Source organism: Xanthomonas campestris pv. phormiicola, assembly GCA_025666215.1.
Taxonomy (GTDB): Bacteria; Pseudomonadota; Gammaproteobacteria; order Xanthomonadales; family Xanthomonadaceae; genus Xanthomonas_A; species Xanthomonas_A campestris_A.
In genome coordinates, this window is sequence record CP102593.1 from 1,744,697 (window position 1) to 1,764,944 (window position 20,248).

Genomic DNA, 20,248 nt, shown 5'->3' on the forward strand with positions numbered 1-20,248 from the left:
GCAGATCATCATGTCCAGCAACGTCTTTCGAGTGCATCCGGCGATCGGCATCGGCCGCGTCGGCGATAGCCAGGAGTTCTATCTGGCGCCGGTGACCGCGGCCGGCGCACGCGGCGCCGACGGCCTGATGGGCGGGTTGCCGGTGCAGCCCGGTACCGAGTCCACGCCGATCACCGCCGACCAGTTCCGCGATGCCGACGGCAACGTCAAGCGCCAGGCCGCGCGGTTCCACATCTACGCCTATCCCAGCGGCAGTTCCGGCACGTATCCCAACGGCGGCGGCACGCGCGTGGACGTGGGCAGCACGGTCGGCGGCAAGACGGTCAAGGACATCGTCTGGACCGTGCATGTGGCCAACAAGAAGCTCAACAACTATTCGACGGTGAGCAAGGACGGCCAGTTTCGCGGTATCGAGGCCTACACGCTGCAGTGTCAGGGCCAGTTGCAGCTGCGCAATGCGAACTACCCCGATTCGGCCAACCCCAGCGATCCCAACGACCCGACGCGTCTGCAGCAGTTGGTCATCGACCCAGGTCCGCGTGCGATCAGCGTCGCTGCCGGCAGTACGGCGCCGGTCGGCTTCGATATGCAGACCACCGCCAGCTATGCCGATACCGCCGGCACGATCCAGCAGGCGCCGGACTATCCGGTCAGCTTTCCGTCGATGTTCCATACGCTTCACGAGCCGCTGGGCGCGCTCGACTCGTTGGGCGACATGCGCGTGGAAGCCAACGGCGCGCTGATCGTGGCCGGCGGCTTTGCGCGGACCTCGGCGGTCGTGCAGGCCGACGGAAGCTATCCGCCGTTGGCGGATGCGACCGAGAACGGCCTGTGGTACGACGATGCCGCCGACGGCCCGGTCAATGCCGTGCTGATCTTCAGCGACGGCTCCAGCGCCAGCGTGCAGGGCGCCTGGTACGTCACCGGCGATCCGGGCTACGCGCCGCAGACCCGCAATGTGGTCTCCACCTGGGACGACGTCTACGACGTGTGGGTGCGCGACCTGGGGCTGGTGCCGTCGCTGTACGCCAACAACGCCTTCGTCGGCACCTATCGGCCGTCCTTCAGCGACGACATCCAGCCGATCTTCCACGCGGCCATGCTGCAGCGCTGGAACACCAACCTGCCGTCGGGCGCGATCAGGGGCCACGACATGATCGGGCAGATCCAGCCGACCGACGACCCGACCGCCAAGATCCCCAACCTGAAGACCTTGATCCGCGATCCGGCCTCCCCGGCCGATACCCAGACCGGCTCGCCGATGATGCCGCTCTCGCTCGGCGATGCGCAGAAGAGCTTCCTCAGCGTCAGCGCGACCCAGTACTTCCTGCTCAACCAGTGGCATGGCAAGAACTACGTGCAAGGCGGCGCACCGACGCTGGGGCCAGGCGAGCTGCTGGACCGGGTCACGCTGCAGAACTGCCTGGGCGGGCGCTACAGCCCGGGCATCGAGGTCTCGTTCCCGATCCGCGACACCCATCTCTACGTGACGCAATGGCAGCAACGCGATTGCGGGCCGTTCCGCATCAACCAGGCATCGCTGGACTACGGCAGCGCGCAGAAGGGCAAGGCGTTCCTGAGCTTCGGCTACGTGCCGCTGCAGTCGCAGCCGGTGGAGCCAGGCGATCTGTCCAAGTTCATGTCGGTGCCCTGGCATACCGACTACAACTCCTGCGCCACCCATCTGCCCGATCCCAACCCCGGAGCCGGCAGCAGCAACCCGAACACCCTCCCGAACAACACCCTGTACTGGTCGTGGCCGGCGGAGCGGCCATTCGCGGTCTATCCGGTGGCGTTGTGCCAGGTCGATCCGGACGACGAGACATGGTATCCGGGCCCGCAGGTGTACTCGGTACGCGGCAGCGGCACCGACAGCGACTATCCGGCGCAGGTCGGGCGCTTCCAGGACTACGCGGATTTCGTCGCCAACTGGGCCAAGGTGGGCTTCGTCGTCAGCGGTGCGCAGATCGCGCAGGTGGCGGGACAGCCGCCGTATCCGGCGGACATGTTCCTGGAAGTGGCGAGCCTGTTCGGCGTGGGCCAGGAGTTCGTCGCGCCCTGGCCGATGGCGAACATTCCGGCCTATCCGCCGCCGTCGTCGGCCGCGGCGAGCGCCGACGCCGATGGTCTCGCCTGAGCCGATCGCCGCGATGGCCGCGAACGATCGCCATGCCGTGGCGATCGTCGGCGGCGGCGCGGCCGGATGCGCCACCGCACTGGCACTGGCCGCGCGTGGCGTCGAGGATGTCGTCGTGGTCGACATGGGCCGCGCCGCGGGCTGGCGGCTGGGCGAGGCGCTGGCGCCGACGGCCGGCGCGGCGCTGCAGCGCCTGGGCGTGTGGGACGCGTTCCTGGCGCAGCGGCCGCTGGCGTCGGCTGGCAGTTGCGCCAGTTGGGGCAAGCCGGAACTGGGCTACAACGACTTCATCGTCGCCGGCCAGGGCAAGGGCTGGCACGTGGATCGCGCCGCCTTCGACGCGATGCTGGCGGCGGCGGTTCCGGCGCAGGGCGGCACGCTGTTGCGCGGGCTGCGCCTGGGCGCGATCGGCCGCGACGCGGACGGCGGCCATGTCCTGGAACTGCATGGCGAAGATGGCGTTGCGCGGCGCTTGCGTGCCGGATTCCTGGTGGATGCCAGCGGCATCGCCGCTGCGGCGGTGCGGCGGCTGGGCGTGGCGCGCAACGAGGTGGACTGCCTGGCGTTCGTCGCCGGCGTCTTCGCGCTGGAACGCGCGGATGCGATCCCATCGCAGGCCTTGCTGGAGGCCTGCCGCGATGGCTGGTGGTACGCGGCGAAGCTGCCGGGTGGACGCATGATGCTGGCCCTGGCGCTGGAGCCGCGTCGGCAGCGGCATTTCCTGCACACGGCAGCGTGGCTGGCGGCGGCGCAGCAGACCCGGCACGTCGCGCGCTGGTTGGCGCGCAGCGGTGCGGCGTTGCCCGATGCCGGCGGCTTGATCGCCGCACTGGGGCCGTCGGCGATCCTCAGCCGCGTGGTCGGCGAGGATTGGCTGGCGGTGGGCGACGCGGCCAGCGCCTACGACCCGCTGACCGCGCACGGCATCGTCAAGGCGCTGCAGGACGGCGAGGCGGCGGCGCACGCGCTGGCGGCGCGGCTGCAGGGCGGCGGCGCGGCGCCGCTGGCGGCCTACCAGGACGGGGTGTTCGCGCGCTTCCGTGCCTATCTGCGCGAGCGCGGGGCGGTGTACGCGCGCGAACGGCGCTGGGCGCAAGCGCCGTTCTGGCAGGCGCGGCTGGCGGCTTGATCCGGCCGTACAGCAACGCTGGACATGCGTTGGCGAGGGGAGCGCCAGCCGGAAATACCGATGATGCGCAGGCGCATGCGCCGACCATGCCGGCGCCTGCATGCTGGTACCGTGCATGCCGCGCCAAGGCGGTGTCGGTCGCCGCTGCCGCCGTGCCGCCGGTTCGGTCAGTCGCCCATGCTCATTGCGCGGGCGGCGTCGCCGCGATCAACGCGACGCTGGCGCGCGCGCGCCGGGACAGCAGCGGCAAGGTCGCCGCCTGGCGGCCGGGCGCGGCGTACAGCCACAGCGCGCAGCAGGCGGCGTAGGAGGTCAGGTCGCGGCTGCGGAAGGCGACGAGGCTGGCGCTGTAGCAGTCCGATCCGTGCCGCAGGCGCAGATCGGCGACGTAGTCGAAGGTGTAGTGGCCGGCGTCGTGCCATGGCCATTGCACGCGCTCCTCGGGGTCGCCGACCTCGGCCGGAACCGGGCAGCGCGCGTTCGGATCCGGGCTGCGTTTGCCGCCCCCGCGCATCGAAACCGAGTCGTTGCAGTTGCCGGTCCGCGACCGCGCGCAGCTGCGGGCGCCGCGCCAGCCAGCGCGCGGCGTCCCGGTCCTCGGGCGCGGCCTGCACCGGGTCCTGCGGCAGCGGCGCCAGCGTGTGCCGATAGCGATAGCGCACCTGCAGCACGCGCGCGCTGCTGCGCTCGTCGGCCAGTGGCGACAGCGGGCGCGACAGGGCCAGCGTGTCCTGGAAGTAGTCGCCGTCGCGATACGCCGCATAGCTGCGGCCGTCGATGCGCAACCAATACAGCGCCTGGTCGCCGCCGCGGCCGTTGATGCTGAACACACCCGCCACCGGCTCGCTGCCCGGCGCGTCGCCGGGCGGCGCCAGGAAGCCGTGCGCGGCGTCGCGCCGGCGCACCGCGATTTCGGTGAACAGGCCGGTACCGCCGACATAGGCGCTGTCCAGCAGATCGCGTTGGCCGTCTTCGTCCAGGTCGAACAGGGGGGAGTGGTGGCTGCCGTTCCCGGCGAGGTCGTCCTGCACGCTGTCGGCGGCGCCCCGGTACTTGCGCAACGCCTGCCACTCGGCAGCGCTGACCCCGGCCGGTTGCGCAGGCGCCGCCGCGGCGCTGCCGTCCGCGTTCGTCGTGGCGATGTCGAAGCTCAGGCCAGTGCTGTCCACATGCCGCTGCAGTACCGTGTCGATCGGGCTGGGGTCGGTGGCCGGCACCGCCTCGATCTCGCGGCGCAGCCGTTCCAGCACCTGCGGCAGCGTCGACGTCCCGGTGTCGGCCGCACGCGCTTGCGCCGCGCTGCCGGCGGCCAGCGCAAGCAGCGCGGCCACCGCCAACGGTGTCGGCCGTGTCCGTGGCGTCCACCGCGGTGCGGCTTCGGCGACAGGCGCAGGCGCGGCACGCGCCGCGGCATGGTTCACGCGCCGCGCATCCACGCCGGATCCAGCCGCGCGATGCGCGCGAAGGCCGGGCAATCCTCGCGGTGCGCGCCGCGCAGGTAGCCCAGGCTCATCAGGAACTCGCCGGTGATCTCGCCGCCGGTGAAGCGGAAAGTGCGCTTGAACAGCTTGATCCACTCGGCCTTGGCGCGCGGATGGTGCGCGTCCAGCCAGGCGGCGAAACCGCCGTGCGAGGCGCGCAGGCCCTGGAGCACCTGCGCGTTGTGGATCGCCGCGTGCACCTTGAGCCGGTTGCGGACGATGCCCGGATCGGCGAGCAGGCGCAGCACGTCGGCCTCGCCATAGCCGGCGACCGTATCCACATCGAAATCGGCGTAGGCGGCGCGGAAGCCGGCGCGTTTCTTCAGCATCAGTTCCCAGCTCAGCCCGGCCTGGTTGATCTCCAATACCAGCCGTTCGAACAGCTCGGGTTCGGCGCGTTGCGGGACGCCGTATTCGTCGTCGTGGTAGGGCCCATGCAGCGCGTGGCCGGGGGCGATGTCGCAATAGCTGGTCATGTCGGGCGCACTCCGTCAGTCGTCCTGGGCGCTGGTTTCGGGGGAGACTTCGGCGCGCTGCGCATCCGGCAAGGTCAGGTCTGGCCAGCGCCGCGGCGCCAGTTGCAGCTTGCCGGCGCGCAGCGCGTCGAACGGCGCATCCGCGCGATCGGGCGAGCTGGGCGAGAAATGCACGCGCGCCACGTCCTGCCAGCGGTCCTGGTTGTGTGCGTGGATGCGGCATTCCATGCCGAAGTTGTCGGTGTCGTTGCACAGCAGCGCTTCGCTGCTGCCGTCGCCGTCCAGGTCGCGCACCAGCAGCACGCAGTGGTCCTCGCGCTGGCGACAGCCGCCGTCGTGCAGGGTGCCGGCGAGCAGCGCCTGCCACCAGCCATCGCCGGGATCGGCGCTGCCGGCGGCGAGCGGGATGTGCTGGCGCAGTTCGGCCGGAGCGGCAATGCGCTCCGGCGCGCGCTTCTCGCCGCTGGCGTCGTCGTCGCCGCCCCAGCGCTGCGTGCGCTGCAGGATGCGTTGCAGCCGTTCGCGCTGCGCCGGGTCCTCGGCGAAGCCGGGCGCATCGCGTAGCGACTGCGCCGCCTGGTAGCCGCGGCGGCCGCTGTCGAAGCGCAGGTAGTACAGGTCCACGTCCGCGGCCGCGGTGCGGCCATCGGCGAAGCGCTGCAACTGGTTGCCGACCACGATGCGGTACCGGTCCAGCAGCGGCGAACTGGCGGCCAGCGCCAGCGCGATCACCGCCCAGGACATGACCCGGTTGACCGGCGCCAGCGGCCGCAGCCAGCGCCCGCCCGGGCGCAGCACCGCCCACGCGTAGCCGAACGCGTAGCCGCAGGCGACCACCGCCACCAGCACGCCGTTGAAGCGGTCCGCGCTCCAGCCGTACTGGTCGATGCGCAGCCACAGCGCGTACAGCGCCAGCAGCGCGTACAGCGGCAGGCTCAGCAGGCCGGCGTCGATCAGCCGTCGCAGCCATTGCGGATAGGGCGGGGTGGCGGCGCCGTCCTGATAGACGGCGTTGACGAACAGCACCAGGGCCGACACCAGGCAGATCAGGATCTTCGCCGCGGCGCGGGTTTCCCACAGCGGCTGCAGGCCGGTGAACGGCAGGCTCAGCGCGAACAGCACCGCCACGAACGCCAGCAGCGGCAGCAGCCCGGTGCAGATCGCGAACAGGATCTGCCGCATCACCTGCACCGCGCGCTGCCGGGTGCGGCCGATCAGCACGCCCAGGCCGAACATGAGGCCGGTGGCGAGATAGACGAAGGCGGTCTGGCCGAACAGGGCGCGGAAGAAATCGATCTTCACCAGCGCGAACAGCGCGCCCCACAGCCACAGCACCAGCCAGCAGATGCCGACGAACAGCCAGGCCAGGGCCAGGGTCAGCGCGTTCTGCCAGGCATGTTCGAACAGTTCGCGGTACGGCGCCTGCCAGTGGCCATGCTGCAGCCGGCACTGCAGCCACGGCAGCAGCACGAACATGCCCAGCGCGATGGCCATGCCGAACGGCACCAGCACCTTCTCGCTGCGCAGCCCGGGCGCGCCGGTGGCGCTCCACGCGGCCCAGGCCGACAGCGCCGCCACCAGCAAGGCCAGGGCGATCGCGTGCTGCCACAGGCGCAATTCGCCCAGGCGCCGCACCGACAGCAGGATCAGCGTCGGCACCGTCAGCACCAGGGTGTACCAGCACACCCGGCCGCCCAGCGCCGCGAACGGCCACCACCCGGCATCGGCGCCACGCTGGGCCAGGTACAGCAGCGCGCCCTGCAGCAGCGCCACCAGAACGATGAAGGCGCGGGTCTGGCGCGGCAGATCGGGGGCGGTTTCCATGCGGGACAGCATCCTTGGCGGCGCGGCGGTGCGCGATCGGGGCGATTATGGCAGTCCGCCCCGGCCCGGCGCAGCGCCGGCGCGGGAGGGACGATAGAATGGGGCCATGTCCGCTTTGCCTACCCCCCTGGCCAACCAACTGCTGATCGCGCTGCCGGCGCTGTCCGATCCCAATTTCGCCCGCGGCGTGGCCCTGATCTGCCAGCACGACGCCAACGGCGCGATGGGCGTGCTGGTCAACCGCGCCTCCGAATACACGCTGGGCGAAGTGCTGGCGCAGATGGGCATCGACACCATCGACGACACGCTGCGCGAGCAGGTGGTGCTCAGCGGCGGGCCGGTGCATCCGGAACGCGGCTTCGTGATCCACGACGGCGAGCGCGCCTGGGATTCGAGCCTGGCGTTCGGCGACGGCCTGTTCCTGACCACCTCGCGCGACGTGCTCGAAGCGATGGCGCGCGGCGACGGTCCGCGCAACGCGGTGGTCGCGCTGGGCTGCGCCGGCTGGGGCGCCGGCCAGCTCGAATACGAGCTGGGCGAGAACAGCTGGCTGACCGCGCCGGCCGATGCCGAACTGCTGTTCGAGCTGCCGCTGGAACGGCGCTGGCAGACCGCGGCCGGCCGCATCGGCGTGGACCTGTTCCGCCTCACCGACTACAGCGGGCATGCCTGAGCCCGGCGCACCCGCTGCGGACACCGCCACTGCCGGCACGATCCGCCGCGACGGCACCGTGCTCGGCTTCGACGTCGGCAACCGCCGCATCGGCGTGGCCGTGGGCAGCAGCTTCGGCAGCGGCGCGCGCGCGCTGGCGGTGGTCGACGTGCATGCGCAGGGGCCGGACTGGCCGGCGCTGGACCGCCTGCACGCCGAATGGCGCCCGCACGGCCTGGTGGTCGGCGACCCGCTGACCCTGGAAGGCGCCGACCAACTCAACCGCAAGCGCGCGCACGCCTTCGCCCGCGAACTCGGCGCCCGTTACAAGCTGCCGGTGGTGCTGGTCGACGAGCGTTCCAGTTCGGTCGAAGCGGCCAAGCGCTTCGCCGTGGACCGCGCCGCCGGGCGCAAGCGCCGCCGCGACGCCGCCGCGCTGGACGCGGTCGCCGCCGCGGTGATCATCGAGCGCTGGCTGGCCGCGCCCGACGACGCCACCCCCATTTCCTGATTCCCTGCCCGGACCCGCCATGACTGACCCGCAACTCGATTCGAACGGGCGCCTGCGCCACCTGCTGACCCTGGAAGGCCTGCCGCGCGCGACCTTGCTGCAATTGCTGGACCGCGCCGGGCAGATCCGCGACGCGGCGGTGGGCCGGGTCGGCAAGCGCAGCGTGCTGGCCGGCACCGCGGTGTGCACGCTGTTCTTCGAGCCGTCCACGCGCACCCGCAGCTCGTTCCAGCTGGCCGCGCAGCGGCTCGGCGCGGACGTGCTGAACTTCGACGCCTCGACCTCGTCCACGCGCAAGGGCGAGACCGCGCGCGACACGCTGAAGAACCTGGAAGCGATGGGCGTACGCGGCTTCGTCGTGCGCCATCCCGAGGACGGCGCGGTCGAGCGCCTGGCCGAGGCGGCCGGCGAGGGCACCGCGCTGATCAACGCCGGCGACGGCCGCAGCGCGCATCCCACCCAGGGCCTGCTCGACATGCTGACCCTGCGCCACGCCAAGGGCGGCGATTTTTCCAGGCTCAAGCTGGTCATCGTCGGCGACGTCAGGCACTCGCGCGTGGCGCGTTCGGACCTGCATGCGCTGCGCACGCTCGGCGCCGGCGAAGTGCGCGTGTGCGGCCCGCAGGCGCTGCTGCCCGACGACGGCACCCTGGACGGCTGCGTGGTCGGCGACGACTTCGACGCCATGCTCGACGGCGTGGACGCGGTGATGATGCTGCGCCTGCAGCGCGAGCGCATGGAGGAAGGCCTGGTGGCCTCGCTGCAGGGCTACCACGCGCAGTACGGCCTCACCGCCGAGCGCCTGCGCCGCGCCGCGCCGGGCGCGGTGGTGCTGCACCCGGGCCCGGTCAACCGCGGCGTGGAGATCACCGACGAAGTCGCCGACGGCGCGCAGTCGTGCATCCTGCGCCAGGTCGCCAACGGCGTGGCGGTGCGCATGGCGGTGCTGGAGACGTTGTTGGGCTGAGCGGGGGCGGGTGACCGCGCTGGACCTTGTGGGAGCGACTTCAGTCGCTCCCACAGGGGACCTCGGTGATGCAGATGGCTTATCGGCACATCCGCGCCACGCCGTTTCGGCCTACCATCGGGGGCGATCCTCCCCACGGACGCCCCACATGATCCATGCCTTGCGCCGCGCCGGTTTCGCCGCGGCTTGCGTTTCCCTCGTCGGCTTCGCCCAGGCCGCTGCCGCCGCGCCGGCCGCTGCAGCCCCCGCCAGCGGCTATGACCCACTGGCCCTGTTCGCGCCCTTGCAACTGCCGCAGCCGGCCACCGCCTATCGCAGCGGCGCCGGCGTGCCCGGGCCGCTGTACTGGCAGAACCGTGCCGACTACGACCTGCACGCCAGCATCGATCCGGCCACGCACACGCTCAGCGGCCAGGAAACCATCACCTACAGCAACCGCAGCCCGGACACGCTGGACGTGCTGTGGCTGCAGCTGGACCAGAACATCTACCGCGCCGACGCGCGCGCCCGCGGCGTGCGCCCGGCGCGCGAGGGGCGTCCGCCGGCGCCGGCCACCGACGGCTACCGCATCGCCAAGGTGGAAGTGGAGCAGGGCGGCAAGCGCGTGCCGGCCAACTTCCTGGTCGACGACACGCGCATGCGCGTGGACCTGCCGCAGCCGCTGGCCGGTGCCGGCAAGGCGCTGAAGCTGCATATCGACTACGCCTACACGGTGCCCGGCACCTGGGGCGGGCGCACCGCGATCACCCCGACCGGCGACGGCGACATCTACGAGATCGCGCAGTGGTATCCGCGCATGTCGGTGTACGACGACCAGCGCGGCTGGGACACGCAGCCCTACCTGGGCGCGGAGTTCTACCTGGAATACGGCGACTTCGACTACGCGGTGACGGTGCCGTGGAACTACCTGGTCGCCGGGTCCGGCGAGCTGGTGAACCCGGCGCAGGTGCTCACCGCCGCGCAGCGCCAGCGCCTGGCCCAGGCCGCGGCCAGCGACCGCACCGTGGCGATCCGCAGCGCCGCCGAAATCGGCGATGCGGCCAGCCGGCCCACCGCCAGCGGCACCCAGACCTGGCGCTTCCACATGGCGCATACCCGCGACGTGGCCTTCGCCGCCTCGCCGGCGTTCGTCTGGGACGCGGCGCGCATCAACCTGCCGGAAGGCAAGCATGCGCTGGCGATGTCGGTGTATCCGCGCGAAGGCGTCGGCGCCGACAAGTGGGACCGCTCCACCGAGTTCGTCAAGGCGTCGATCGAGCACTTCTCGCAGTGGTATCCGTATCCGTGGCCGGTCGCGGTGAACCTCGGCGGCCATGGCGCCGGCATGGAGTACCCGGGCATCGTCTTCGACGACATGCACGACGGCGGCAAGGACCTGTTCTGGATCACCGCGCACGAGCTGGGCCACGGCTGGTTCCCGATGATCGTCGGCTCCAACGAACGCCGCTACGCGTTCATGGACGAAGGCTTCAACACCTTCATCGACGTCTACGCCTCCGACGCGGTCAACCACGGCGAATTCGCGCCCAAGCGCGACAGCGAGTACGCGCCGAAGGGCGGCAACCCGGTCGACGAGATCCTGCCGCTGCTGGCCGATGCGCAGGCGCCGAACCTGCTCGACCGCGCCGACGCCACCAGCGAGACCTACCGGCATCCGCTGACCTACTTCAAGGGCGCGCTGGGCCTGGTGCTGCTGCGCGAACAGATCCTCGGCCCGGCGCGCTTCGATCCGGCATTCCGCAAGTACATCGCCACCTGGGCGTACAGGCATCCGACTCCCTCGGATTTCTTCCGGCTGATGGAAAGCGAGTCCGGCGAGGACCTGGCGTGGTGGTGGCGCGGCTGGTACCTCAACAACTGGCAGCTGGACATGGGCGTGCGTGCGGCCAGCTATGTCGAGCACGACCCGGCCAAGGGCCTGCTGGTGACCTTGCAGAGCAGGCAGAAGCTGGTGATGCCGGCGACCTTGCGCATCGACTTCGCCGACGGCAGCCACCTCGACCAGCGCGTGCCGGTGGAAACCTGGATCCAGCAGACCCAGCCGCAGATCCGCGTGCCGAGCACGCAGAAGGTGCTGCACGTGACCCTGGACCCGGACCACCGCCTGCCCGATGCCGATCGGGGCGACAACCGGCTCGACACGGTGGGCTGAGCCGAGCGGGCTGAGCGGCGCCTGGCGGCTGCATGCCGCTCGCGCCGCTACGCCAGCGCGGCGATCGTGCTGCGTCGCATGCCCTGAAATCGCCTCTGTTCCGGGTCCAGCCTGTCGCGTTTCGACCAAGGGCGCGGCGCAGACGCCGACGTGCGTCTGCCCGGCCTGCCCAGGTGGATTCTCTACACTGCGCGCCCGCACAACAGCCGTGCCGCCACGCCGCTCGGCACCGCGCAGAGACGCCGGCCGTGGGCGCTGCGCGAGCACGGCAGGATCGCGCCGCCGGCTGTCGATCCATAGCGTTTTTCGCTGGTGCTTGCGTTGCCGGGGGGCGGTGGCCGGCCGGCGCTGCGTGCGCTCGTCGATGCTGCAAGCGCAACATCGTGCGCAGGGGCGCAGGCGCAGCAATGACGCGCGATTGTCTCCATTGCGATGCCGCCATGCTGCGCATGCGTCGCCGGGCCGGGCGCAGAGGCCGCCGCTGCGCAGCTCTTCGTCGTTTTCCGTGCGCATCCGGCGATGCGCGCGAGCGCAGCGCAGGCGCCTGTCTTCGTCTGTCGTTGTCTGTCTCCATCTGTCCGTTCGTGTCTGTTTCGCATGTCTTGCGGCGCGATCGTAGGTGCGGGTCTAGCTTCCCGATTCGACCGATTGCGCCTGCGCCAGGCCCGGCGAAGACTGCGTCCGGCCCCCACGCCCCGTGCCATCGCCCATCGCGTCTGCGCAGGGCGCCAGGCATTTATCGCTGCAAGATGGGAGAGTCCGATGAACATCCAGCCGCTCAAGGGCGCGCTCGCGCTTGCCCTGGTTTTCTGCGCATCGCCGGCCGTCGCCGGCCCGGTCGGCTACGGCGCCGCCACCACCGGCGGCGGCAACGCGATCCCGATCAACGTCGCCACGATGGAGGCGATGCAGACCGCGATCGACAACTATTCCGGAAGCGGCGGCCTGGTGCTGAACTACACCGGCCAGTTCAACTTCGCCAGCATCGGCAACGTCTGCGCACAGTGGCAATTGCCGGCCCGGACCGTGCAGATCAAGAACAAGAGCAATATCACCATCAAGGGCGCCAACGGTTCCTCGGCGAACTTCGGCCTGTGGGTGGTGGGCGATGCGCACAACATCATCATCCGCAACATGACCATCGGCCTGCTGCCCGGCGGCGAGGACGCCGATTCGATCTCGCTGGAGGGCAATTCCACCGGCGAGCCATCCAACATCTGGGTCGACCACAACACGGTGTTCGCCTCGTTGACCAAGTGTTCGGGCGCAGGCGACGCGTCCTTCGATGGCGGCATCGACATGAAGAAGGGCGTGCACCACGTCACCGTGTCGTACAACTACGTGCACGACTACCAGAAGGTCGCGCTCAACGGCTACAGCGACAACGACGCCAAGAATGCCGCCGCGCGCACCACCTACCATCACAACCGCTTCGAGAACGTCGAATCGCGGCTGCCGCTGCAACGCCGCGGCCTGAGCCACATCTACAACAACTACTTCAACAACGTGATTACTTCCGGCATCAACGTGCGCATGGGCGGGGTGGCGCTGATCGAAGCCAACTACTTCGAGAACGTGAAGAACCCGGTCACCTCGCGCGACAGCAGCGAAATCGGCTACTGGGACCTGATCAACAACCATGTGGGCAACGGCATCACCTGGAGCGTGCCGGAAAATACCAGCAAACCCTACGCCAACGCCACCACCTGGGTCTCCTCGCAGGTGTTCCCGCAGCCGCTGGGCTACCTCTACACCGCGATCCCGGCGGCGCAGATCAAGGCCAAGGTCATCGCCACGGCCGGGGCGGGCAGCAACCTCGCCGAGTAGGCGCCGTCGTGGCGTGAGCGAACGCAACCGCAGCCGCCTCCATCCGATCCGGAGGCGCCGCCGCCAGAGCGTGCCGATGGCAGGTGCGTGCTGTGCAGCTGGTTCGCGGCATCGTCCGGGCGGACGCTGCGCAGGCACTGGCCACCACCTGCGGACCGGCGCCGGGTGGCCGCTGCGCACGCGCGCGCAATGCGTGAATTTTCACGCCGATTTCATCGATTGGGGCCCGCGCCGGCGGCTCCTGCGGCGGGTCTGCACGCATTCCTCACGTGTCTGAGTGTGTTCAACATAAAGGCGTCTTTGCACGGTCAAGAATCGGCAGCGGTCGCCGTTACCACGCCCAAGCATCGGCATGAGCGTGATGCGCAGCGAATCGTTCCAGGAAGGCGCTCTCTCGCTGCCATCCGCCGTTTCGATGCGGTCGCCGGCATGCGTGTGGTTCACGCGAGTGCCGGCCGTTGCCTATCCCTCATTTCATTCACACTGCATCGGTAATTGCCCCATGATCGGATTTCTCCAGCGCTACAACGTCGGCGCGCGTCTTTCTTCCGCGTTCGGCCTGCTCATCCTGCTGTCCTGCGGCCTAGTGGTTGCCGGGCTGGTCACCATGGCGCAATCGCGCAACGAGATGGAAAACATCGCCAAGCGCAACATGATCCTGGGGTACGCCAATGAAATGCGCGACGCCAGCTCGATCATCGCGATCAACCTGCGCAACATCGTTCTGCCCACCACGCAGGAGGAGAACATCGGTTTCGCCAGGATCGTCGAGCAGCAGCGCAAGCGCTACGAAAAGGTCCATGACCAACTCTATGCGATACCGGTGACCGGGCCTGCCGCCGCACAGATGCGCGGGCAGATCGATCTGGCCTATCAGAACGCCAGCGCACTCAATCAGAAAGTGTTGGATCTGGGCATGAACTACAAGCCCGACGAAGCGCTTGCCGTGCTGCTCAAGCACGCCGCGCCGGCCACCCAGCGCTGGCAGGATGCCGTCGCCAACTATTCCGAGCGGCAGCGCAAGCTCGGCACGGCCGCCTATGTGGAGGCCAATGCCGCGATGAGTCGCGGGCGCGTCATGCTGATCACCGGCGGCGTCATCGTGATCCTGATCAGCAGCGTGCTGGCCTGGCTGATCACCCGCAGCCTGACCGCGCCGCTGAACCGCGCCACGCGCACCGCCCAAGCGATCGCACGCGGCCAGTTGGACAATGACGTCCAGACCGACGCCAAGGACGAGACCGGCCGGCTGTTGACCGCGATGCAACGCATGCAACTGCAGCTGCGCAATCTGATCGCGGCGCAATTGGACATGGCCAGGCGCCACGAAGCGGGCCAGATCAGCTTCCGCATGGATGCTTCCGCGTTCCCGGGCGATTACGGGCGCATGGCCGCGGAAACCAATGCCGTGGTCGGCTCGCATATCGAGGTCAAGCTGAAGCTTACGCAGATCATGGGCCGCTATGCGATCGGCGACCTCAGCCAGGACATGGACCGCCTGCCCGGCGAAAAAGCGGTGCTGACCCAGACCATGGACGAAGTGAAGGGCAACCTGTTGGCGATGAACGGCCAGATCAGGCAGCTGGCGCAGTCCGCCGCCGACGGCGACTTCAGCGCGCGCGGCGATGCCGAGCGTTTCCAGTTCGATTTCCGGGTCATGGTCGAGAGCCTCAACCAGCTGATGACCACCGCCGACGGCAATCTGCAGTCCTTGTCGGCGTTGCTGCAATCCATCGCCAACGGCGACCTGACCGCGCGCATGCACGGCGAGTTCCGCGGCGTGTTCGCGCAGATGCGCGACGACGCCAATGCCACGGCGCACCAGCTGTCGGAAATCGTCGGCCGGATCAAGCACTCGGCGGTGTCGATCAACGCCGCGGCCAGCGAGATCGCCGCCGGCAACGACGACCTGTCGCGGCGCACCGAGCAGCAGGCGGCGAGCCTTGAAGAAACCGCCGCGTCGATGGAAGAGCTGACCTCCACGGTCAAGCAAAATGCCGACCATGCGCGCCAGGCCAACCAGCTCGCGGTCGGTGCGGCCGCGGTCGCCTCCGAAGGCGGCGACGTGGTCGGCCAGGTGGTGACCACGATGAGCGGGATCGAGGCGTCCTCGAAGAAGATCGCCGACATCATCAGCGTCATCGACGGCATCGCGTTCCAGACCAACATCCTGGCGCTCAACGCCGCGGTGGAGGCGGCGCGCGCCGGCGAGCAGGGCCGCGGTTTCGCCGTCGTCGCCAGCGAGGTGCGGACGCTGGCCCAGCGCTCGGCCGGCGCGGCCAAGGAGATCAAGAGCCTGATCGACGACTCGGTCGGCCAGGTCGCCAACGGTTCGACGCTGGTGCGCCAGGCCGGCCAGACCATGAGCGAGATCGTGTCCTCGGTGCAGCGCGTCACCGACATCATGGCCGAGATTTCCTCGGCCTCGCAGGAGCAGTCGGCCGGCATCGAGCAGGTCAACCAGACCGTGACCCAGATGGACGAGAGCACGCAGCAGAATGCGGCCCTGGTGGAAGAGGCCAGCGCCGCGGCGCGGTCGATGGAGCAGCAGGCGACCGAACTGGCGCAGGCGGTGGCCCTGTTCAAGCTGGAAGACGGCGCAGCGCCGGCGCGCCAGCCGACCCGGGCGCTGGCGCCGAAGCCGAAGAGTGCCACCCGTCCGGCGCCGGCACCGGCCGCTGCACGCCGCCTGCAGTCCGTCGCCGCAGTGGCCACGGACAAGGACTGGCAGGAGTTCTGATCGGCGCATTGCCGGGGTTCGCCACAGTGGTTGCACGCTGTGGCGGATACGGCGGATACGGCGGCGCGGCGTCCGGCATTGCCCGCGGGCGACCTCGTCCTGCGATGGCGACTTCAGCAACGAAAACGCCGCGGCCTTCACCGGCCGCGGCGCTGCTGCAGGTGTGGCCGGTCACTGAGGCGCGGTCGGCGCCTTTGTGCGCGGTAGCACGTACGAGGTGATGTACTCGCCGTTGGATCCGTAGACCACGACGATCATCTGGTTGGCGTCCTGGTAGACCACGGTGGCGCTGCACGGGCAGCTCGCGGCGGCGGTGACCATGCCGAGCGGGCGGTCCTTCTCGTCGTTGACGGCGATCAGTTGCTCTTCGGCGGCCAAGCCGATCGGCAGGCGCGATTCGGCGCCCGGGGTGATCGCGAGCACCGTGATCACCTCGTCCTTGGACGAATTGATCTGGGCGAAGGTCAGCCCTGACTTCTCGAACGTGTAGACCTTGAACAGCGGCGACAGGCTGACGTTCTTCTTGCCGGCCGGGAGGCGTTCGCCCATGCCTTGGATCGCGTCGTTGGGTTGCAGCTTCTGCCCGGCGGCTTGGGTCTGCGCCGCGGTGAATGCGACGGCCAGAACGGCCAGGGTCAACAGGGGTTTGCTCATGGTGTCTCTCCTTGTCTTGATGCAGCGGACCGTTGCGCATGGGCCGGGCGGCAGCCGTGGTCCTTTCCGGCCAGGTCGCTCGGTGCAGGTCATCTCCTGGCCTGCCATCACGCGTGCGGGCGGAGCCGTACCAGGCGACCGGCGCAGCGCCCTCGAGGGCGATACGGCGGTCGTCGGGCGACGCTTCCGACTCGACGCTTTGTTCAGTATTTCTGACGTTAGTATCGCTGTCAATATGGAAAATCAATGACATGCGTCATGCATGGCGAAATGCGCATGTTTTGCATCTCCGTACTTGTGGCGCTGCCTGCCGCTGCAGCGGGTCGCGCTTCGCTGGCGCGTGCGCAGCGCGGCGAATGCAGTTGCAAGGCAGGGAAGGGCGGATAGGGCAGGAGGCGGCGATGCGGAGATGCGTCGCGCACGAGCGACGCGGCGGCTTCGGCTGCGCACCACCAGCTCACCCGCTTCGCCACACGCTCGGTGCCGCTGAGCAGATGCCGTGCTGTCCATCGGCGGGATCGCCGGCTGCCGCTGTAAAAGCCCCTCCACGGCCTGCCCAGGATCGGGATGGCGCACCACGGCGAGCATGCCGCCATCGCGACGCGGTATCGTGTCGCGATTCCTGCCAATCGACGAACCCGATGCCGCATCCGTCCCTGCCTCCCGGTCCCGCCGCCACGTCCGCCGCGCCTGCGTTGCGCCATGCGCTGAAGCCGCGGCAACTGATCATGATGGGGCTGGGCAGCGCGATCGGCGCCGGCCTGTTCCTGGGGTCCGGGGTGGGCGTGCACGCGGCCGGGCCGGCGGTGCTGATTTCCTACCTGGTCGCCGGCGCGCTGGTGATCATCGTGATGAACGCGCTGGGCGAGATGGCCGCGGCCAAGCCGGCCAGCGGCGCGTTCTCGGTGTATGCCGCCGATGCGATGGGCGCCACCGCGGGCGCGACGGTGGGGTGGTTGTGGTGGCTGCAGCTGGTGATCGTGATCGCCGCCGAGGCGGTGGGCGCGGCCGGACTGCTGGCGACGGTGTGGCCGGCGTTGCCGGTGCCGTTGGTCGCGGTGGTGTTCATGGCCGCCTTCACCGCGATCAACCTGCTGGGCGTGCGCAATTTCGGCGAGTTCGAATTCTGGTTCGCGATCCTCAAGGTGGTGGCGATCGTCGCCTTCATCCTGGTCGGCGTGGCGCTGCTGGCCGGCTGGCTGCCGGACGTGGCCGCGCCGGGCTGGTCCAATGTCACCGGCAACGGCGGTTTCGCGCCCAAGGGCGTGGCCGGCATCGGCGCGGCGCTGCTGGTGGTGGTGTTCGCCTTCGGCGGCACCGAGATCGTGGCGGTGGCGGCGGCCGAGACCGCCGACCCGGAACGCAGCATCGCGCGCGCGATCCGCACCGTGGCCTGGCGCATCCTTGTGTTCTACATCGGCTCGCTGAGCGTGATCATCGCGGTGGTGCCGTGGCAGAGCGAGGCGCTGAGTTCGCCGTTCGCCGCGGTGCTGCAGGCGGCCAAGATTCCCGGCGCGGCCACCGGCATCACCCTGATCGCGGTGATCGCGTTGCTGTCGGCGCTCAACGCCAATCTGTACGGCGCCTCGCGGATGATCTTCTCGCTGGCGCAGCGCGGCGAGGCGCCGCGCGTGCTGGCCTTCACCAACGGCCAGAAGGTGCCGCTGCTGGCGGTGCTGGCGAGCGTGCTGTTCGGCTTCGCCGCCGCGGTGCTGGAACTGCTGTATCCGAATCGGGTGCTGCCGACGCTGCTGAATATCGTCGGCGCGACCTGCCTGCTGGTGTGGACGATCTCGCTGCTGTCGCAGCTGATCCTGCGCGCGCGTGCCGATCGCGCCGGCACCCGGCTGCCGTTCCGCATGCGCGGCTATCCGGTACTGACCGTGCTGGCGCTGGCGATCCTGGCGCTGATCTTCGGCCTGCTGGTGGCCTCGGCCGACACCCGCGCGCAATTCCTGTCGATGGCCGCGCTGACTGTCGCGATCGCGTTGATCAGCGGCGTGGCGCGGCGGCTGCGTGCGGGGTAGGGCAGGTAGGGCGGCACGTCCAGAGACAAGGGGCGGCTTCAGCCGCGACCTGATGCCGGGCACCGCGATGAAGGCCGAGAAGCGCGCTGTGGTTGTTACGGGAACGGAAAGCGCCGTGCTCACGTCCGTCGCGGCTGAGCCGCTCCTGCAAGACGCGGCGGCGGCTCAGCCCAGCAACAGCCGTGCGCCCAGCGCGCACAGCAGCGCCGGCGGCATCACCAGCGCGCCGACTTTCAGGAAGCGCCAGAAGCCCACGTCCTCGCCTTCGCGGCGGATCGCGGTCAACCACAGGATGGTGGCCAGCGAGCCGGTGATCGACAGGTTCGGCCCCAGGTCCACGCCGATCAGCAGCGCATCGACGACCAGTTGCGGCGGATGCGCCTGGGCGATGGTGGTGCTGGCGATCAGTCCGGCCGGCAGGTTGTTCATCAGGTTGCAGGCGAACGCCAGCAGCGTGCCGGCCGCGCCGGCAGTGGCCAGCGGCGCCTGCGCGGCGGCGGCGGACAGCGCCTGCGCGAGCCAGGCGATGACGCCGGTGCGCGCCAGCGCCTCGACCAGCACGAACAGCCCGGCCACCAGCGGCAGCACCGCCCACGACACCGCCTTGGCCAGCGGCAGCGGCGATTGCCGGCCGCCCAGGCACACTGCCGCCAGCGTGGCCACGCCGGCCAGGCAGGTGGGCAGGCCCAGCTCCAGGCCCAGCGCGGAGACGCCGACCAGCAGCGCCGCGGTGGCGAGGATGCCGGCCAGCGCGAAGGCACCGCCGCGGCTCAGCGGCACCGTGTCCACGCGTTCGGCGCAGCGCCCGCGCAGGTCCTTGCGCTCGGCCCAGTACAGCATGCCGAAGGTGACCCCGATCGCCAGCAGCGACGGCAGCGCGAAGGCGGCCATCCACGCGCCCAGGGTCGGCATGCTGCCGCCGTACAGCACCAGGTTGGCGGGATTGGAGATCGGCAGCACGAAGCTGGCGGCGTTGGCGATCAGCGCGCAGGCGAACAGCAGTGGCAGCGGCTTGGCCCCGGCCTTGCGCGCGGCCGCGTACACCGCCGGGGTCAGCACCACCGCGGTGGCGTCGTTGGACAGGAACGCGGTGACCACGATGCCGACCCCGAACACCAGCGCGAACAGGCGCCGCGGCGAGCCCTTGGCCAGGTTCACCGCATGCATCGCCACCCAGTCGAACAGGCCTTCGGCGCGCGCGGTTTCCGACAGCAGCATCATCCCGATCAGGAACAGGTAGACGTCGTAGCCCTTCAATACCGCGTGCCAGGCTTCGACACCGGGCATCAGGCCGAGCAGCATCAACAGCAACGCACCGCCCACCGCCCACAGCGCCTCGGGCAGCTTGAACGGCCGCGCGATCACGCCCGCGGTGGCCAGCGCGCAGATGCTCCAGGTGGCGAGGTTCGCGGTGGGTCCGCTCAGCATGGGCGTAGCGTCGTTGCAGCGGTGCAGGGCGCGTGCACGCCGCGCCGGGAGTGGTTGACTCGGGCGGTCTTGCGTTCGGCGGCGGACGCGTGGAGAAGGACGGACATGGCGGCAATCGGCGCGCGGATCGGCGAAAAAGAACGGGCCGGCAAGGATAGCAAGCCGGTCGCTGCCGGCTTGGCGTTCGGCGGATTGCGCGGCACCTGCGCACGCCGGCGTTCAGCGGCGAGGCGGCAGCGAAGC

General features: G+C 69.9%; 13 protein-coding genes and 1 pseudogene. 9 read left to right on the plus strand and 5 right to left on the minus strand.

Features of this window, described 5'->3' with window-relative positions:
* The first annotated feature begins 10 nt into the window (after window positions 1-10).
* Together NRY95_07105 and NRY95_07110 are read left to right on the plus strand one after the other, a co-directional pair.
* Window positions 11-2,137, plus strand: coding sequence for a LodA/GoxA family CTQ-dependent oxidase (locus tag NRY95_07105; GenBank protein UYC17713.1), 2,127 nt, complete (start codon window positions 11-13; stop codon window positions 2,135-2,137).
* 13 nt (window positions 2,138-2,150) lie between these two features.
* Entirely contained in the window at window positions 2,151-3,266 is a 1,116-nt protein-coding gene (locus NRY95_07110; GenBank protein ID UYC17714.1) for an FAD-dependent oxidoreductase, read from the plus strand.
* A 181-nt stretch (window positions 3,267-3,447) separates the two neighbouring features.
* Here NRY95_07110 and NRY95_07115 read toward each other — a convergent pair.
* The 3 genes and pseudogenes from NRY95_07115 to NRY95_07125 form a co-directional block, all read right to left on the minus strand.
* Window positions 3,448-4,588: pseudogene (locus tag NRY95_07115) on the minus strand (hypothetical protein).
* A 95-nt stretch (window positions 4,589-4,683) separates the two neighbouring features.
* Window positions 4,684-5,223 carry a DNA-3-methyladenine glycosylase I gene (locus tag NRY95_07120; GenBank protein UYC17715.1) on the minus strand — a complete coding sequence of 180 codons (540 nt, stop codon included), beginning with the start codon at window positions 5,221-5,223 and terminating at the stop codon, window positions 4,684-4,686.
* A 15-nt stretch (window positions 5,224-5,238) separates the two neighbouring features.
* Window positions 5,239-7,047, minus strand: coding sequence for a DUF4153 domain-containing protein (locus NRY95_07125; GenBank protein ID UYC17716.1), 1,809 nt, complete (start codon window positions 7,045-7,047; stop codon window positions 5,239-5,241).
* Window positions 7,048-7,153: 106 nt separating this feature from the next.
* Here NRY95_07125 and NRY95_07130 point away from each other — a divergent pair, with 106 nt between their 5' ends.
* The 6 genes from NRY95_07130 to NRY95_07155 all read left to right on the plus strand — a co-directional run bounded on the left by NRY95_07130 (window position 7,154) and on the right by NRY95_07155 (window position 15,896).
* Window positions 7,154-7,720 carry a YqgE/AlgH family protein gene (locus NRY95_07130; protein ID UYC17717.1) on the plus strand — a complete coding sequence of 189 codons (567 nt, stop codon included), beginning with the start codon at window positions 7,154-7,156 and terminating at the stop codon, window positions 7,718-7,720.
* A complete protein-coding gene (ruvX, locus tag NRY95_07135) occupies window positions 7,713-8,210 on the plus strand; it encodes a Holliday junction resolvase RuvX (protein UYC17718.1) in 498 nt (165 codons plus the stop codon). Before NRY95_07130 ends, ruvX begins: the two co-directional genes overlap by 8 nt.
* A 19-nt stretch (window positions 8,211-8,229) precedes the next feature.
* Window positions 8,230-9,177 (plus strand): aspartate carbamoyltransferase catalytic subunit, encoded by a 948-nt coding sequence (locus tag NRY95_07140; protein ID UYC17719.1) that lies wholly within the window; start codon window positions 8,230-8,232, stop codon window positions 9,175-9,177.
* 148 nt (window positions 9,178-9,325) lie between these two features.
* Complete coding sequence (locus NRY95_07145) at window positions 9,326-11,329, plus strand: M1 family metallopeptidase (GenBank protein ID UYC17720.1); 2,004 nt, start codon at window positions 9,326-9,328, stop codon at window positions 11,327-11,329.
* Window positions 11,330-12,091: 762 nt separating this feature from the next.
* Window positions 12,092-13,156: a polysaccharide lyase family 1 protein gene (locus NRY95_07150; protein UYC17721.1), complete on the plus strand. Its 1,065-nt coding sequence runs from the start codon at window positions 12,092-12,094 to the stop codon at window positions 13,154-13,156.
* Between the two features lie 502 nt (window positions 13,157-13,658).
* A complete protein-coding gene (locus NRY95_07155; GenBank protein UYC17722.1) occupies window positions 13,659-15,896 on the plus strand; it encodes a methyl-accepting chemotaxis protein in 2,238 nt (745 codons plus the stop codon).
* A gap of 171 nt (window positions 15,897-16,067) precedes the next feature.
* Here NRY95_07155 and NRY95_07160 read toward each other — a convergent pair whose 3' ends face one another.
* Window positions 16,068-16,550 carry a hypothetical protein gene (locus tag NRY95_07160; protein UYC17723.1) on the minus strand — a complete coding sequence of 161 codons (483 nt, stop codon included), beginning with the start codon at window positions 16,548-16,550 and terminating at the stop codon, window positions 16,068-16,070.
* A 641-nt stretch (window positions 16,551-17,191) separates the two neighbouring features.
* Here NRY95_07160 and NRY95_07165 point away from each other — a divergent pair.
* Window positions 17,192-18,577, plus strand: coding sequence for an amino acid permease (locus NRY95_07165; protein UYC17724.1), 1,386 nt, complete (start codon window positions 17,192-17,194; stop codon window positions 18,575-18,577).
* A 165-nt stretch (window positions 18,578-18,742) separates the two neighbouring features.
* On the opposite strand, the gene NRY95_07170 is transcribed toward NRY95_07165, so the two are convergent.
* Window positions 18,743-20,005, minus strand: a complete 1,263-nt coding sequence (locus tag NRY95_07170) for an arsenic transporter (protein UYC17725.1) — start codon at window positions 20,003-20,005, stop codon at window positions 18,743-18,745.
* Window positions 20,006-20,248: the final 243 nt, after the last annotated feature.

Bases quoted from the DNA above. Each gene is read 5' to 3' on its own strand.
- NRY95_07105 (UYC17713.1), top strand. From the start codon at position 11: ATGTCCAGCAACGTCTTTCGAGTGCATCCGGCGATCGGCATCGGCCGC.
- NRY95_07110 (UYC17714.1), top strand. From the start codon at position 2,151: ATGGCCGCGAACGATCGCCATGCCGTGGCGATCGTCGGCGGCGGCGCG.
- NRY95_07120 (UYC17715.1), bottom strand. From the start codon at position 5,223: ATGACCAGCTATTGCGACATCGCCCCCGGCCACGCGCTGCATGGGCCC.
- NRY95_07125 (UYC17716.1), bottom strand. From the start codon at position 7,047: ATGGAAACCGCCCCCGATCTGCCGCGCCAGACCCGCGCCTTCATCGTT.
- NRY95_07130 (UYC17717.1), top strand. From the start codon at position 7,154: ATGTCCGCTTTGCCTACCCCCCTGGCCAACCAACTGCTGATCGCGCTG.
- ruvX (UYC17718.1), top strand. From the start codon at position 7,713: ATGCCTGAGCCCGGCGCACCCGCTGCGGACACCGCCACTGCCGGCACG.
- NRY95_07140 (UYC17719.1), top strand. From the start codon at position 8,230: ATGACTGACCCGCAACTCGATTCGAACGGGCGCCTGCGCCACCTGCTG.
- NRY95_07145 (UYC17720.1), top strand. From the start codon at position 9,326: ATGATCCATGCCTTGCGCCGCGCCGGTTTCGCCGCGGCTTGCGTTTCC.
- NRY95_07150 (UYC17721.1), top strand. From the start codon at position 12,092: ATGAACATCCAGCCGCTCAAGGGCGCGCTCGCGCTTGCCCTGGTTTTC.
- NRY95_07155 (UYC17722.1), top strand. From the start codon at position 13,659: ATGATCGGATTTCTCCAGCGCTACAACGTCGGCGCGCGTCTTTCTTCC.
- NRY95_07160 (UYC17723.1), bottom strand. From the start codon at position 16,550: ATGAGCAAACCCCTGTTGACCCTGGCCGTTCTGGCCGTCGCATTCACC.
- NRY95_07165 (UYC17724.1), top strand. From the start codon at position 17,192: ATGCCGCATCCGTCCCTGCCTCCCGGTCCCGCCGCCACGTCCGCCGCG.
- NRY95_07170 (UYC17725.1), bottom strand. From the start codon at position 20,005: ATGCTGAGCGGACCCACCGCGAACCTCGCCACCTGGAGCATCTGCGCG.